This is a genomic window from Bacillus sp. XB1 (assembly GCF_053557995.1).
Window position 1 is genome coordinate 152,774 of sequence record NZ_JBNRIL010000004.1, and the last position, 14,077, is coordinate 166,850.

General features: G+C 34.8%; 18 protein-coding genes and 1 pseudogene. 10 read left to right on the forward strand and 9 right to left on the reverse strand.

What is annotated here, in order from left to right; genetic code table 11:
* Positions 1-383 precede the first annotated feature (383 nt).
* The 4 genes from ACK1U5_RS23810 to ACK1U5_RS23825 are packed head-to-tail and all read right to left on the reverse strand — an operon-like array spanning position 384 to position 4,708.
* On the reverse strand, positions 384-1,199 hold the full coding sequence (locus tag ACK1U5_RS23810) for an HAD family hydrolase (RefSeq protein WP_000575383.1): 816 nt from the start codon (positions 1,197-1,199) through the stop codon (positions 384-386).
* Complete coding sequence (locus tag ACK1U5_RS23815) at positions 1,196-2,308, reverse strand: cysteine protease StiP family protein (protein WP_000241504.1); 1,113 nt, start codon at positions 2,306-2,308, stop codon at positions 1,196-1,198. The genes ACK1U5_RS23810 and ACK1U5_RS23815 overlap by 4 nt, the downstream gene beginning before the upstream one ends.
* Positions 2,309-2,313: 5 nt before the next feature.
* Positions 2,314-3,660, reverse strand: a complete 1,347-nt coding sequence (locus tag ACK1U5_RS23820) for a phosphoribosyltransferase family protein (RefSeq protein ID WP_113710571.1) — start codon at positions 3,658-3,660, stop codon at positions 2,314-2,316.
* Complete coding sequence (locus tag ACK1U5_RS23825) at positions 3,605-4,708, reverse strand: HpcH/HpaI aldolase/citrate lyase family protein (protein ID WP_098581734.1); 1,104 nt, start codon at positions 4,706-4,708, stop codon at positions 3,605-3,607. The genes ACK1U5_RS23820 and ACK1U5_RS23825 overlap by 56 nt, the downstream gene beginning before the upstream one ends.
* Positions 4,709-4,870: 162 nt before the next feature.
* On the opposite strand from ACK1U5_RS23825, the gene ACK1U5_RS23830 reads away from it, so the two are divergent.
* The gene (locus tag ACK1U5_RS23830) at positions 4,871-5,350 is read left to right on the forward strand and encodes a GNAT family N-acetyltransferase (RefSeq protein WP_098581733.1); all 480 of its coding nucleotides are present in this window, start codon (positions 4,871-4,873) and stop codon (positions 5,348-5,350) included.
* Positions 5,351-5,373: 23 nt separating this feature from the next.
* On the opposite strand, the gene ACK1U5_RS23835 is transcribed toward ACK1U5_RS23830, so the two are convergent.
* Complete coding sequence (locus ACK1U5_RS23835; RefSeq protein WP_000665094.1) at positions 5,374-5,865, reverse strand: phosphatidylglycerophosphatase A family protein; 492 nt, start codon at positions 5,863-5,865, stop codon at positions 5,374-5,376.
* A gap of 120 nt (positions 5,866-5,985) precedes the next feature.
* On the opposite strand from ACK1U5_RS23835, the gene yutH reads away from it, so the two are divergent.
* Positions 5,986-6,987 (forward strand): spore coat putative kinase YutH, encoded by a 1,002-nt coding sequence (gene yutH, locus ACK1U5_RS23840; RefSeq protein ID WP_000614218.1) that lies wholly within the window; start codon positions 5,986-5,988, stop codon positions 6,985-6,987.
* A gap of 61 nt (positions 6,988-7,048) precedes the next feature.
* On the opposite strand, the gene ACK1U5_RS23845 is transcribed toward yutH, so the two are convergent.
* Positions 7,049-7,264 carry a hypothetical protein gene (locus tag ACK1U5_RS23845; RefSeq protein WP_001125495.1) on the reverse strand — a complete coding sequence of 72 codons (216 nt, stop codon included), beginning with the start codon at positions 7,262-7,264 and terminating at the stop codon, positions 7,049-7,051.
* A 432-nt stretch (positions 7,265-7,696) separates the two neighbouring features.
* Positions 7,697-7,933, reverse strand: coding sequence for a NifU family protein (locus tag ACK1U5_RS23850; RefSeq protein ID WP_000431159.1), 237 nt, complete (start codon positions 7,931-7,933; stop codon positions 7,697-7,699).
* Between the two features lie 195 nt (positions 7,934-8,128).
* Here ACK1U5_RS23850 and ACK1U5_RS23855 point away from each other — a divergent pair, with 195 nt between their 5' ends.
* The 3 genes from ACK1U5_RS23855 (at position 8,129) to ACK1U5_RS23865 (ending at position 10,075) form a co-directional block, all read left to right on the forward strand.
* A complete protein-coding gene (locus ACK1U5_RS23855) occupies positions 8,129-8,437 on the forward strand; it encodes a YuzD family protein (RefSeq protein ID WP_000248588.1) in 309 nt (102 codons plus the stop codon).
* 52 nt (positions 8,438-8,489) lie between these two features.
* Positions 8,490-9,284 carry a nucleotidyltransferase domain-containing protein gene (locus ACK1U5_RS23860; RefSeq protein ID WP_113710833.1) on the forward strand — a complete coding sequence of 265 codons (795 nt, stop codon included), beginning with the start codon at positions 8,490-8,492 and terminating at the stop codon, positions 9,282-9,284.
* 122 nt (positions 9,285-9,406) lie between these two features.
* Positions 9,407-10,075: a hypothetical protein gene (locus ACK1U5_RS23865; protein ID WP_000049708.1), complete on the forward strand. Its 669-nt coding sequence runs from the start codon at positions 9,407-9,409 to the stop codon at positions 10,073-10,075.
* 50 nt (positions 10,076-10,125) lie between these two features.
* On the opposite strand, the pseudogene ACK1U5_RS23870 reads toward ACK1U5_RS23865, so the two are convergent.
* Both ACK1U5_RS23870 and ACK1U5_RS23875 read right to left on the reverse strand, forming a co-directional pair.
* Positions 10,126-10,764 (reverse strand): annotated as a pseudogene (locus ACK1U5_RS23870) (DUF4304 domain-containing protein).
* On the reverse strand, positions 10,751-11,221 hold the full coding sequence (locus ACK1U5_RS23875) for an SMI1/KNR4 family protein (RefSeq protein ID WP_065702935.1): 471 nt from the start codon (positions 11,219-11,221) through the stop codon (positions 10,751-10,753). The pseudogene ACK1U5_RS23870 and the gene ACK1U5_RS23875 overlap by 14 nt, the downstream one beginning before the upstream one ends.
* An 89-nt stretch (positions 11,222-11,310) precedes the next feature.
* Between ACK1U5_RS23875 and ACK1U5_RS23880 the strand changes: the two genes are divergently transcribed.
* The 5 genes from ACK1U5_RS23880 (at position 11,311) to phnA (ending at position 13,923) form a co-directional block, all read left to right on the forward strand.
* A complete protein-coding gene (locus ACK1U5_RS23880) occupies positions 11,311-11,565 on the forward strand; it encodes a DUF7660 family protein (protein ID WP_000383681.1) in 255 nt (84 codons plus the stop codon).
* 36 nt (positions 11,566-11,601) lie between these two features.
* Entirely contained in the window at positions 11,602-11,985 is a 384-nt protein-coding gene (locus tag ACK1U5_RS23885; RefSeq protein WP_000607080.1) for a hypothetical protein, read from the forward strand.
* A 288-nt stretch (positions 11,986-12,273) separates the two neighbouring features.
* On the forward strand, positions 12,274-13,071 hold the full coding sequence (locus ACK1U5_RS23890) for a DUF2628 domain-containing protein (protein WP_113710572.1): 798 nt from the start codon (positions 12,274-12,276) through the stop codon (positions 13,069-13,071).
* Between the two features lie 69 nt (positions 13,072-13,140).
* Positions 13,141-13,422 (forward strand): hypothetical protein, encoded by a 282-nt coding sequence (locus tag ACK1U5_RS23895; RefSeq protein ID WP_048568467.1) that lies wholly within the window; start codon positions 13,141-13,143, stop codon positions 13,420-13,422.
* Between the two features lie 159 nt (positions 13,423-13,581).
* Positions 13,582-13,923, forward strand: a complete 342-nt coding sequence (gene phnA, locus ACK1U5_RS23900) for an alkylphosphonate utilization operon protein PhnA (RefSeq protein ID WP_000212737.1) — start codon at positions 13,582-13,584, stop codon at positions 13,921-13,923.
* Positions 13,924-14,077: the final 154 nt, after the last annotated feature.

A 14,077-nucleotide genomic window follows, 5' to 3' on the forward strand; every position in this document is an offset into this window, starting at 1 on the left:
GACAATACTAATGCCGAAGTTAAATACGAGAGTACTATCCATATATGTAGCCTCCTTGTTTGAAAGTAAAAAGCACTCTAGTTAAGAGTGCTTTTTTATTTTGAATCTACTTTATAACTTTTAGAAAGTGATTCATGCGTGTAATGATTTACATTATTTTATGTATTTATACTTTGAAATGAGTAAGTCCTTGTTGGATATAGAAAAAAAGACACTCGTGGAGTGTCTTTTAAGATGACAAAATGTGCCAATTGCTTGAGGTTGATAAGACGCTAATTTCCGTGTTAACGCCTTTTCTTTAATCAAGAAGTGTAGCAACAGCGATTCAAATAGATTGTACCATTTGTTTAATTGTGGTGCGTATGCAATTGTGCATATTATGATCATGAGGTAGGTAATGAACTGTGAATAATTTGAAGTGATTTATTTACGATTTCTTCTGCGGCATATATGCCGATTGCGTCTGTTTTTAAAATATGAGGTTGTAAGTTATCATGCATTGCCCCTAACTCACCATGAAGTGGTGCGAAGGCATGGTTCGCCTTTTCAAGCATGCATAAATCAAGTAAAGAATCCCCAGCTGTAATAATCGTATCTATTTGCAAAATTTCTTTTATATATTGCACGGCGTCCCATTTGTTAATTGGTTTTGGTACAAAGTATAGCTTTCTACCTTGAAGTGAATGATTCCAGCCTTGTTTGTCTAACCAGGAAGTGAAGGATGATAATTCATCATAAGGAATGTTCTCCCGTTTAATAATGCAATAATGGAATAGATCATCAGCTGTTTTTTGTGATATAACCCAATCTTTATGAGCTATTTGTCCAAATTCCTTTAGTATGTCGTTTCCCTCTATACATTCAAACGATAGTCTTTCTTTTACTATCCTGTTCCAAGTACCATCTTGTTTACCGTTATGAAGGATATTACCGCCGTTACTTGTAATGGCGTATTCGGGAATGATTTCGTCTTGGAATAAAGAAATACGCTGAAACTGCTCAATAGTTCTTGTTGTAACTGGGATGAAATGTGAGTGCAGTTGCAATTTTTTTAGTAGTGAAATGGTTTTATGTGATATGAAAGAAATTTCTTTCCCATCTAAAGTTTCAATGAGTTGAATTGATTCATCTTCTATAGGGGCACGAAACGATTTCCGGGAATAAATAAGCGTCTGATCAAGATCACTGGCGAAAATCATATCGTTTCCCTCTTAAGAGGCTTAATGAGCCCGCAACATGAATAAGCCATATTCTCATAGATTTCAATAGGGACATTCTTTTCTTTAGCAAGAAGTAAAATATGCTTTAAATCGGGATTGTTTTGCTTACGTATTAAAATTTTCCACGGTATTCTCCGGAGTAATACGCGAGTTGTTTCACCGACTCCTGGTTTAATTAAGTTAATATCGTCAATTTCAAAGTGATTTTGGATAGACTGTATATCTTTTAATCCTTGCCAAGAGGGATCAGTGTAAGTTGAAGTAATATAACGTAATTGATTATCTATATGAGAATGAACAGAAGGGAATAAATCTGTTACCTCATCAACGAAGAAATTTGATAAGTCTTCTTGCTCTAGCTCTTTATAATATTTAACACCATGAAAATCATTTGGACCGATATAGGTGTCATTTAGTACAGTGCGGCTAATGAGTCCAGAGACTGTTGCATTTAAGCAAGCGCTAGGAATAAGAAAATCTTCACGTGTACCGTAAATTGAAGTACAGTAACCGGGATCAGCAAGCACAGCCATACAATGAGAAATGTGTGTATTATTTCGTTCGTTAAATGTGTGTACTGCATATTCTAATTCTTTTTTTATTGCACCTTTTCCAGTCCACCCATCAATGAATTGAATTGTTTCTTTAGGGTGATGTTCCAAAATATAATGGAGTGCATTTTCATCAATACCGCGTCCGCGAACAATAGAAATACAATAGTGAGGTACATCAAGGTTGTATTGATAGCGTATGTAGCGTTTGATAAGAATGCCAATAGGTGTACCAGCACGAGCTAATGAAACGAGGACAAGGTTAGTTCCTTTAGTTTGTATAATCTGTTCGGCGACAACTCCAACAGCGATGGCTAGTTTGTGTTTGTATTGTTGCAGGGAAGAAAAGAATAAATCCATATACGCTTTAGAGGGTTTATATTCCATTGGTAACATTTCGGAATAATGTGTGCCAGCTTGAATTGCTTGTTCTCTAGTTTCCGTGGAACTTTCTTTCATTAAATCACTAATATCTTTTAATAGAAAAATAGCATCATTTGGATTGTAACTACTAATATGAGAATTTACTTTTACCATAATTATCAACCTTCCTTTTCTATGCTATTTGAAAATGAGACGATATGAATAAAAGGAATAACTGTTTGTAACTGCTGTAGAAGAGGAGATAGGGCTTCTTCCCCTAAATCACGCTCAATGAAAACAAATACTTCATCGTAATCATGAGGTGAAATATTATAAAAGTAATTTGTTATAGTAGGATCTTCAGGACTTGGATATGAGAAATGATTATGAATGGCGTAGTTCACATCATTTGAAACAGGATGGATAGGGCTTCTTGTTGTAGATTGATATAAAATATTTTCACCCATTTCAGCAGCAATTTTCATTGGGATATACATAAATTCACCCGTTCCGAGACAGAGTGTTCGTTTTCCCATTCTTTCTCTTTTTAAAGTTTTTCCTGCTTCTTGGGCGAAAGAATGAATGTGCTTTTGTTCATATGCTGAAATGCCAAATCGCCCAGTATATTTTATATAATTTGATGTATAGGGTGATTTTAGGCAGATAAGGGTATGTTTTTTGAAATCAGGTTTTGTTTCTTCAATTTGAATCTCTTTTTTTGCAATATTTAATGGTTGGCCAGTTGTATGAATACTGCCTTCTAATAAAGAAATAACATGAACCTTAATTTGAAGTTCTTCTTCTAATTGTTTAAATTGTTTTCTATTAGTATGAGAACGCCAGTCTAACAAAGAAGCAATTATATATTCTTCTCGTGGGAATTTATTTTGAATAGATCTAATAATATTTAATGCTGTTTTTCCTGTTGTCATCTCATCATCTACGAGAACAATTGGATTGTTGTTTTGAAAAAAGCTTTCATCTACATAACAACGGTGTGATGTTGCATGAGAATGTTCTTCCTCAAATGTAATGACAGATTCTAGGTGGGGTATCGATTCCCTAGTTGTATGTACATACTTTGCATTTTGAAAGCATTGAAACATAGAATGACCAAGTGATGTCGCTGTTTCAGCGAATCCGATGAACAAAACTTCTTCTTGCAGAGGATATTGATAACGAAATACTTCCTCTGGGATTTCATCAATTTCTAATGAAATGAGATTTAAAATTTCTTTTTGAAATGGATGAGAAATATTATGTAGTATTTCCATATATCTTGCAGCGAGAGCAACTCCACTTGATAGAGAGACTGCAGGTTTAATAGGAAGATGCTTTCCAAGGATTGTACTCACAAATAAAAAACTACGTTTCTTATTTATTCTCGCAGCCATTTGAAAAAGATTGTCTAGCGCTAAATTATATGGATTATCACGTACTTCTACATGAACTTGTATATTATTTAAAACGTTATACGTGTTGCTTTGCGTTTGTAATAAGGAGATCGGTGAATTGTTTGTTTTCATGTAGCACCCCGTAAATATTAGATTTTAAAATGGTTTTGCGAGCCCACCCATAATGAGGTTTTACTTCATTCATTTTGTTAGAAAAACTGCTTTTTAGCACTCCATTATACGTATCTGCATTTTGTAAAATTAATCTCGCATCTAAATAATCTTCCATTGTGACAATGTGCATTGCCTGTACAACTTTAATATGAGATGGGTGAATAACTGTCTTTCCGATTAAGCCATTTGCATGGTCAAGTGATACCTCTTGAATAAGCCCTTCTTCATGATCATTAGAAAAATATTCCCATACACATCCTGAAATAATATATTCATTTGTTGCCCTTGAGAAAACGTTAATAATGTCTGAAATACAATCACGGACAACAGTAATATGATAGATAGGTGTGTATTTATTACGCCGAATACTAAATATACTTGAAAAATCAGTAGCACCAATACGTACATTTAAGATGTAATCGTGATAAGAATCTAGTAAATCCTTTATTTGTAATAATGATTCTGCCCGTGTTTCCTTATACATAATTTCGGGTGATTCTAAAATCGGCATGCCATATAGCGATAATGAGTATAACTCGTTTATATATGCAAGCTGATCGATATAAGTCTTTCCGTTAATCGGTGTGAATTTTGGAAAGACAAAACCACATAAACAATGAACAGCACTACCTAATTCAGTAACAATTTTCTTCATTTGACTTGGCTGTCGAACTCTAATAAAAAGAAGTGGGATGTCTGCTTGATTTAGTATGTTGGCACTGACTAAGTTAGCGATTTGCTGTATTTGAACGACGATGTTTTGCTCTGCAAGTTTTACTTCCTCATCGCTGATAGCGTCCTCTAGACAAAGAATAATTGAGATAGCATCCACATGTTTCCTGCTAATTATATCTTCCGCAATCGTTTCTTTCGTGCCAGGAGTATATAGTGTAGCGCCTAGTGCGTAAGCTAGTTGTTCTTTTCCTATATTTTTTGAAAAACTAAGAGGTTCTTTATAGAAAAAATTTTGCCGTTCTTCTGAGGAGAGATAAGAAAAGTAATTCAAATTGTCACCACCTTATTTATAATGATTCTGTTTAATCGTAACATAATAAGAAAAATCTTCCATGAAAATGAAGCGAGAAATTAAAAAAATATATTGAGAAAGATGAATTATAAGATGAATATCGAATATTGTTAATAGAAATATAATAGGGGGAAAGAGAAAGTGGATATACATAAATTAACAGAGGAAGAAGCAAATGAGATAAATACTTGGACGTACGAGGAACCATATAATTTATATAGTTTTTCAGGCGAGAAAGAAGTAATGGAAGAGCTATTAGATGGAACGTATTATGGCTGTTGTGATGATCAAGGAGACCTCATCGGTTATTTTTGTTTTGGAGCAAATGCACAAGTACCAGGTGTAAGAGATGCTCATTTATATGGTGGAGAAGATGTGATTGATATTGGACTTGGCATGAAGCCGGCGTTAACTGGGAAAGGAATGGGGAAAGAATTCTTCCAAGCTGGAATAGCGTTTGCCACGAAAGAGTTTAATGCAAAAATGTTTCGATTAAGCGTAGCGACATTTAATACAAGAGCGATTACGTTATATAAAAATATCGGATTTAAGCAAGGGCCTATTTTTTTGAGTCGCGGAAGAGAATTTATGCTGATGGAATATGAAAGACCGTCAGCATGAACCTGACGGCCTAGAAAACACTATTATTCTGAGTGCTCAGCTCGGTGCGCTAAACGGCTTGAAGCAGCGGCAGCGATTCCGCCAACGATATCATCAAGGAATGTATGCACCTTTCCAGTTGATTTATCATTTAAGTATTCTAAAATACCAGGTTTTAATTTATCAATATATCCAAAGTTTGTGAAACCGATAGAGCCGTACACATTCACGATAGAAAGTGCGATAACTTCATCAATTCCGTATAAGCCTTCGTCACGTTTTACAATATCTTGTAACGGTTCACTTAGCATTCCCTTTTCAGCAAGGACATCAAGCTCGATACCAGTAATCAGTGCGTTTTGTACTTCACGTTTTGATAGTACACGTTCTACATTGTAACGGCATTCTGACATCTCTAAATTTGGATGATATTTTTTTTGAAGAAAATGAACAAGTTCAGCAATATCGTCAATTGTTACACCGCGTTCTTGTAATAGTTTTAATGCTCTTTCTTGTAGTTGATTTGATTCTTTCATGTTTATCACCTTTTTTTCTTTTTAGTATTTGTATACGTTTCGTTGCTTTATCATGTGCATAGGAATGAAAGGCGAGCACAAGCTCATATATATAAAGAAAAACCATAGGTGGCGACTGCGATGATTCAGCATATTTATGAGCATTATCACATGCATGTTAAAGAATTAATCCCCCTTGGCCCCTATAAAAGCTTTTGGATTCGCAACAAAATTTATGTACTTGTTCCAATTGGAGAAATGGAGGAAGAAGTACTTGTAGAGATGAAAAAGCTCAGTGATTATATGAACCAGCAAGGGGATATAACTGTAGCGACTTTCGTTCCGACTATACACGGCTACTATGTAAGTGAGATAGAAGAACAAAATTATTGCTTATTAAAAGGTATGCGCACGTTAGAACGACATGCTATGTCATTAGGAAGTGAGCTTTCTATATTCCATAAACGAGGTGCATTCTTTCCAGAAGAAATTGAGCAATTAAGCCGAATTGGTGAATGGAAAGCGTTATGGGAAAAAAGGCTCGATCAATTAGAAAAGTTTTGGCAATCACAAGTGATGAACCACCCTTCAGATGTATTCGATCAATTGTTTATTGAATCCTTCCCGTATTACTTAGGAGTTGCAGAAAATGCCATTCAATATGTTGTCGATACAGAAATGGATGATACGCCGCAACTAACGGATGCAGCAACAATTTGCCAAGAACGATTCACACCTTTATTATGGCATCAAACGAAGCGGCTCAAACTCCCTTTTGATTGGGTATATGATCACCCGAGTCGAGATATTGCAGAATGGATCCGCCATATGACGATAGAAAAAAAGAAAGACTGGGAGCAAACAATCGTTCAATTTGTTACAGATTATGAACGGAATTATTCGCTATCCTCATTTGGCTGGCGCTTATTATTTGCAAGGCTCCTGTTCCCGCTTCATTATTTTGAAACGGTCGAACGATATTACCAAACTGGAAACGAAGAACAAAAAAGTATATATAGAGATCGCTTAGAAGCCATTTTACACGATGTGAACCGCTCAGAGCAATTTATGAAGCATTTTTATGGCTCACTTCGTTTACCAGTAGATAAGCTTGGGATTAGAAAATTAGATTGGTTATCTTAAAAATATAAAAAAGAGACCGAGTGAGGTCTCTTTTTTATATACCACAATTTTATGTAATACATTATGCCCCTACCTGCTGATCTGTACATATATTTAAAACGAATTGATGCCTTTCGAGCTTTTCATTTACTTTACCCAATAATTCTTGCTGGATTTCTTTAAATAAAAATTGATAGCTTGTATTCCACGTTGGTATAGCGGATGAAAGGCCTAATAAATACTCTTTTTTCTTTTCTAGTTCTTGAATTGTTAAAAAAGTGTTCCCCATTTTTGGCATGTGTCGTCCCCCTATGTTTTTTACTTTATATGTGTGAACGATTCACTATATAGTATTAATTATCGCATTTTTTGAGAGGGATTTCCAATTTTGTTTTATGATGTTAACGGATAAATGTGATTTGAATAAAAAAAGGAGACCAAATTTGGTCTCCTTTTAGCAAGTGACTTTGAACGAGTCGCTAGATAATATCCAGCTCCAGCGGCTAAAATGTTCGGTGGCTTCGCTTCTTCCTGTGAGGCAAAAAACGCCTCTATGTCAGAAGCTCCATCCCCCTCACATTTTGAACGAGCCGCTTCCGCTTTTAGATTAGTATCTAGCTCCAGCGGCTAGAACAGTCGGCCATTTCGCGCCTTCCTGTGAGGCAAAAAGCGCCTCTTCGTCAGGAGCTCCAATGAACTCCTGTTCTGAACGAGCCGCTTCCGCTTTTAATTAAAATACTTGTTCTACTTCGATAACGCCTGGTACTTCTTCAAGTAACGCGCGCTCGATACCAGCTTTTAGTGTGATTGTAGAACTTGGGCAGCTTCCGCATGCACCCATAAGGCGTAGTTTTACGATACCTTCTTCAATGTCTACTAATTCAACGTCTCCGCCATCGCGAAGTAAGAATGGACGTAATTTATCTAATACTTCTAATACTTGTTCTTGCATATGTGGGTTTTCCATTTTTATCGACTCCTTTCATCAGTTTTATTATAATCAAGATAGAGGGGAAAATCTATTTTTTCTCTTCTTGTTTTATTGTCGAAATTTTGTATCGTGTTTTTTCAGTATAGGGGTATGGAATAAGTTTGTAAAATGATGTGCTTATGTAATAAGACATCTGAATATACTGTTGGGACAAGAAGTGGGGGAGAAGAAATGGTTAATGTTCAAGTGTATGGGACGAAAGTAATTTGTGCGAGCTGCGTCGGAATGCCATCTTCAACAGAAACGTTTGAGTGGTTACAAGCGGCAATTGGTCGTAAATATGAAGGACAAGAAAATAAATTTAATTTCGAGTATATTGATTTCCAAGAAGAACAAGAAGATGCGGATAAAAAAGCATTCGCAGAGCGTGTAGTGGAAGAAGATTTATTTTATCCGGTCGTTCTTGTAAATGGAGAAATTGTTGGAGAAGGAAATCCTCGTTTGAAGGATGTTTACGAAGAAATCGAGAAATATTTATAAAACAAGAAGTCTTTGCGAATTTGCAAAGGCTTTTTTTATTGGAGGGATAGATATGAAAAATGGAGTGAAGCATGCGTTACCAACGGAAGTAGAGCAGTTAATGGAGTGGTACACAGTAGAATTAAAAGAAATTTTTTTGGATGAAAAAATAGTCGGGGTATATATTTACGGATCCATCGCACTAGGTGCATTTCATAAGGAAACGAGCGATGTTGATTTTGTTACAGTGATAAATGATTCCGTGAATGAAGCTGAAAAACAGCAGCTTGTGGAACTACATAAGAAACTTAGTGATAATATGCTAGGTAAAAGAATGGACGGTATGTATATTCCGCTTGCTGACTTAGGGAAATACAATGATGAAATGAACGAGTATGTGTATTGTGCAGATGGTAAAGCTAATGTTGGTCATTGGGACATTAATGCGGTCACATGGTGGACGTTGAAAAATCAAGGCATTACAGTTACCGGAAAAGAAGCAGAAGATCTTCCACTGCAAATACAATGGAATGATGTAGTAAATACGATGAAATATAACGTAGAACAGTACTGGAGTGAAAAGGCGAAGAAGCCATATTTATTTTTTATAGAAGAGTGGGTAGAATCAGCTGTCGTTACGATGGGGCGTATTTTATATACACTAGACCATAAAACAATCGTTTCAAAAGATAGAGGACTACAATACTTGTTAGAACATTCATCGGAAGAATGGGGACCTTTATTAAAAGAAGTAGAGAGAATACGGCAGAATCCAAAAGAAAAGCGAATGCTCTCAAGGTGGAGAAGGGCAGATATGACGAAGAGGTACTTACTACATTTAATTGAGATGTGTAGAGAGAAATGGTAGGGAAGAAAATGGACAATACAGTGGGGTGTATTGTCTTTTTTATTTTGTAGTAGATAGAAAAGTATTTACAAGTATTGTGTAGAGGAAAGATAATAGAAAAAATATGTGCATGGGGGAAGATGATGAGTAAATATAAATTACATATAGATAGAGAACAATTATGGAAAGGATGCGTTTTAAATTCGATTGCCCATGCAATTAATGTAGCGCATTGTCCAGATTTCTCATATGAAAGTTCATGGGATGGATTTAACTATAGTATGCAAGATAGCCAAGGCGGACAAGGGGCAATTACGTTTCATCCGAATTACACGATTGTATGTCTTCAAGATGTGAATAGTGAGAGAATGGATGAGTGGATTGATGCGAAAAGTTATTTTGAAGGGGCACCTTCGGAAGTAATAGATATTGCGAAAGAAGAAGCACTTCAATACGTATTAGAAGAAGTAGAAGGCGAAACAGTTCCTTTTATTACAACTGCATTTTGGATTGAGGATAGTGGTGCGTATTCAATTGATTCATTTGAAGAGATGGAAGAGCACGGTGGATTCTTATTAGAAATTCCATTACTTGATACAGAATCAGCAATGGAAAGACTGGAAGAAGAGTATGAACTGACAGAGGAACAAATAGAGCTTTTACAACTCGTGTATGAGAAAAAAATCCAAAGGCCAAATGAGGAAATTAAGTTGTCTAAAGAAGAAGTAGAAATGATTGGAACGGAAGATAGCGAAGGATTGGAAGCTAGTAAGGAGTCATTTGCAGAAATGAATATTACTTGGGAGTTGTAGGATAGGATATAAAATTGTGATAAAGGACTAGTAGAAAGAACAATGTGAAATTACATTGCACTTTCTACTAGTTTTTTCATATACATATCAACTTCGTGAAAGAATATGGGCTCTTTTTCCTTAGTATTCAGATGCACGGTGCAATGTAAATATTGCTGTAAGTAGCGATTAGCTTGTTCGTACTGTTTTAATTTGTAGAAAGAAAAACAGGTAAGAAGTAGAAACGCTTTTTCTTCTAATATTGGAACGACAGCTAGTACCGGAGTAATGGAATGTATATTTATTTCCACTAAATTTTCATAAGATGTCCACGTTTGAAACCAGTCGAAAATAGTAGAAAGGTAATTCGGAATGTTGATAGTTTCATGTGAAACATTATGCAATAGCTGGTTCTGTTTGATATGTATAGGCTCTATTCTCGTTTGTAGAATGCAATCGAATATTGAAATGTTTTCTTTTATTTGTAATTGGTGCGTAATAAGCTACGGGAGACCGATAGGGTGGACTCCTATATTTATATAAAAGTCATCTCCAAACTGGCTTTTTTGTATGTTAATGAGCTTATAAAATCCGTTTTCAGCTTTGAAAAATGTATGTCTTTTTTTCTTAAAGCCGAGTGGTTTTAAAGTGGCGTGTAAATTTGTAATAAAATCTTGCTCCTTTTTAGAGCCAGGCTTATTCTTCGTCATATTCATAAGTAGTTAAGTTTTGTAAGAAACTTTCAAAGTTAGGTGCTAATTCAATAATTTCCTCAAACTCATTATCGATAAATATAACTGGAGGATTTTCAGCTACATTTCGATAGTCTAATGCAATCCATGTATGTCCATCACCAGATAAAAGTATGATATTCTCAGGCATTTCCCATTCTCGAATTAAATAGCGGCTCTCTAAAATACTAGATTCATTTTCATCAAAAGAAATACCATATAAACCAGATACATTAACGTGATCGTCTGCCCAAGAATTTGGCTTTGAAGTAGGGTGAACATCGAGACGAAGAGTTCCCCCATTTTGTTCTTTTAGAAGGTTTATATATGATTCTGGAAGCTTTACGTTCAGTACTTCTTCTGCTTTTTTGATTAGTTCATCGTTAATGGGTGCTAGTTTTAAATAGTCATTGTCTGCCCAAATTGTACTCTTCATATTCGATCACCTCAAATAATAGTTTTAAGAATCTTATGTCATATATTATAGTTAGTTTAGATAACATGCAATAGAGGGAGGGACGGAGTATGGATGTGTATGAATACCTCGATCACGTAAATTCTAAAGAAGATTTATTAAAATTTCTTGTATACCTCCAAAAGGATTTTAAAGTGAATAGAGATGAATGGGAGAATGTAGAGGTAGAGACTTATTTAGAGGCATTAAATAGTTGGTTAGGTTCTTGTGAATCGGTTTATATAAATCAAGGAGAGAAGTTTCCAGAAAATATTTCATGGAAGTTTATTGCTCAAATGTTACTTGCGGCAGCTCATTATGAATAAAATTAGATTTTTAAAAGATAGAATGGAGAAGATATCTTGATTAACCATAATAAAATTAAACAACTTTTAGCACATGTAGATCGTGCTGATGATAATGAAATTGAGCTAGAGTATGAATCTGAACCTATGACGATAGAATTGTTTAATAGTGAAGAAATAGAAGAAGGGCAACTTGGTTATAGTTTTGATGAAGAAGGACAAAGCTTAGTCGGGAATGAAGAAGGAGATTGGAAAGAAGGATGGATTGTAATAGGGATAGATTCATATCTTGGAGACCCGATTTTTGTAGATAGTAATGATGAGAACTGTCCAGTTTATACAGCTATGCACGGTGAGGGAGAATGGGAGCCGGAATGTATAGCGGAGCGTATAGAAGATATTATTGAGAAAGTGAAGGGGAATGTGCGAGAAATAAAATAGTATTTCAATGTGATTAAGAGGGAGGAAATGTAGTATATATTCACTAAAAAGGATGTATCAAAATGATTTTGATACATCCTTTTTAGTGAATATATAAAATAATTAACTTAGTGTATTAAAGATATGATACATGATTATTTTAATATATTTAAAAGTAAAATGAAATAAGAAACGGATAATTGTCGGAATATATTCGATTTCCGTTCATTTTTATGAAATATGTGTACTTTTTGTTAGATTCCTTCATTTTGTGCATATACAATAAATGTATATAGAAATAAGAAAAGGATGATGTACGTGAAGGACACTGTTTTACAAGAAACGATTTCTCCACAAGAATTACATAAAGTTGTTCAAAAGAATACAGCTTATTATGACTTTAAGTGGGGTAAAGTAGAAAATCCAGCGCAAGGGAATACATGGAATTGGGTAGCCTTTTTCTTCCCAACTTTTTGGTTAGCTTATCGAAAAATGTATAAGTTATTTATTATATTTGCGTTATTGGCTATACCTAGTATAGTTATACCCCCTTTTATAGATATTCCAGATGGGATTTATGTAACATTTAATTTAGCTCTTCAATTAGGAATGATGATATTTACTGGATGGCAAGGAAACCGTTTATATTACAAGCATGCTGTTCGTGTTTTTCGTAAGGGAGAAGATGCGTCTGATCATGAGAAGGCGTATTTCTTACAATCAAAGGGTGGCGTGAGTATTGCTGGTATGATTGGTTTACAAGTTATAGTCGGGATTGTGTTTGGGTTAGCTGCGTTCGGGCTGTCCTTTTTACCAACTGAACCGAATATTAAAAACGTTGTTCGTTCAAGTGGTGAAGGGGTTACGTTAGAGATTATGACTGATAATCCAACTTGGAAGTTTGTGAAGAAAGAAAAAGATTATGACGTAGTAGAGTTTACTGGTTATGATTATACAGAGAAGAAAAACGTGAAAATTAAATTTGCTGTTTATTTCGATGAAGATTATTTCGAGTGGCAAGAGATATATGAAAATAATAAGAAGTTAAGTGAAGAAGAATTAGAAGAATATCAAATTTACATTGAAGAAAATAATTGGGGGTTCTAGAGGGAACTCGTTCATTTTGAAAAGAAGAATCTTGCGAAGGTTCTTCTTTTGTTTATCAGGGGGAGAGAAATGATTTCAGCAGTAATAGAAGCTCTAATAGGATCTATTAGTTTAAGTACGGGTTTACACACGAAAAAGATTGATGTTAACATACGTTACTTGCGGCAGTATGAATGGTTTCGAATGATATATGAAGACGAAAAGTATCGAAAGTTATTTATTACGAACTACAAAGTTCGCTCATATTTACAAAGTAAGCTAAGAGTTCGATTGCTTGTAAAAAATAAAAATGCACAACGAAGATTTTTAAAATTAGTAGAAGAGCAAATAGAAAAACGGCATACAAATTGAAATTTTGTAAAATACAATAAAAAATGAGAATTTGAGGTAGGCTTGTCAATAACGTAAGACTATGGCACTATAAAGAAATGCTGTACAAATTTTATTTATCGAGATGTAAACATCAATTTTGATTTTTACGTATAAATAATGAACGGAGGAAATGAATTTATGGCTACTTTACCAAATTGTCCAAAATGTAATTCAGAATATACGTATGAGGATGGGGTTCTTTTCGTATGTCCAGAATGTGCTCATGAGTGGGGCCAAGAAGCAGAAGCTGAAAATAATGATGGTGCAAAAGTTGTAAAAGATGCGAACGGAAACGTTCTGCAAGACGGCGATGCTGTTACTGTTATTAAAGATTTAAAAGTAAAAGGAACTTCTTCAGTTGTGAAGATCGGTACGAAAGTAAAGAGTATCCGTCTAGTTGATGGCGATCACGATATCGATTGCAAAATCGACGGTTTCGGAGCTATGAAGTTAAAATCACAGTTCGTTAAGAAGGCGTAAGTAAATAGAAGAGGAGGCGAATAGCCTCCTCTTTTTATTATGTCACTTTTTGTCGGTAAATCGATATTTCGTACAAAATCGTTGATATATTCTGAGTTATGATAGATATATTTGAAAAATCGTTGATATATTGCAAGTTATGATAGATATATTG

Coding starts and splice junctions, on each gene's coding strand:
- ACK1U5_RS23810 (WP_000575383.1), bottom strand. CDS start 1,199: ATGATTTTCGCCAGTGATCTTGATCAGACGCTTATTTATTCCCGGAAA.
- ACK1U5_RS23815 (WP_000241504.1), bottom strand. CDS start 2,308: ATGGTAAAAGTAAATTCTCATATTAGTAGTTACAATCCAAATGATGCT.
- ACK1U5_RS23820 (WP_113710571.1), bottom strand. CDS start 3,660: ATGAAAACAAACAATTCACCGATCTCCTTATTACAAACGCAAAGCAAC.
- ACK1U5_RS23835 (WP_000665094.1), bottom strand. CDS start 5,865: ATGAAAGAATCAAATCAACTACAAGAAAGAGCATTAAAACTATTACAA.
- yutH (WP_000614218.1), top strand. CDS start 5,986: ATGATTCAGCATATTTATGAGCATTATCACATGCATGTTAAAGAATTA.
- ACK1U5_RS23845 (WP_001125495.1), bottom strand. CDS start 7,264: ATGCCAAAAATGGGGAACACTTTTTTAACAATTCAAGAACTAGAAAAG.
- ACK1U5_RS23850 (WP_000431159.1), bottom strand. CDS start 7,933: ATGGAAAACCCACATATGCAAGAACAAGTATTAGAAGTATTAGATAAA.
- ACK1U5_RS23855 (WP_000248588.1), top strand. CDS start 8,129: ATGGTTAATGTTCAAGTGTATGGGACGAAAGTAATTTGTGCGAGCTGC.
- ACK1U5_RS23860 (WP_113710833.1), top strand. CDS start 8,490: ATGAAAAATGGAGTGAAGCATGCGTTACCAACGGAAGTAGAGCAGTTA.
- ACK1U5_RS23865 (WP_000049708.1), top strand. CDS start 9,407: ATGAGTAAATATAAATTACATATAGATAGAGAACAATTATGGAAAGGA.
- ACK1U5_RS23875 (WP_065702935.1), bottom strand. CDS start 11,221: ATGAAGAGTACAATTTGGGCAGACAATGACTATTTAAAACTAGCACCC.
- ACK1U5_RS23880 (WP_000383681.1), top strand. CDS start 11,311: ATGGATGTGTATGAATACCTCGATCACGTAAATTCTAAAGAAGATTTA.
- ACK1U5_RS23890 (WP_113710572.1), top strand. CDS start 12,274: ATGATGTACGTGAAGGACACTGTTTTACAAGAAACGATTTCTCCACAA.
- ACK1U5_RS23895 (WP_048568467.1), top strand. CDS start 13,141: ATGATTTCAGCAGTAATAGAAGCTCTAATAGGATCTATTAGTTTAAGT.
- phnA (WP_000212737.1), top strand. CDS start 13,582: ATGGCTACTTTACCAAATTGTCCAAAATGTAATTCAGAATATACGTAT.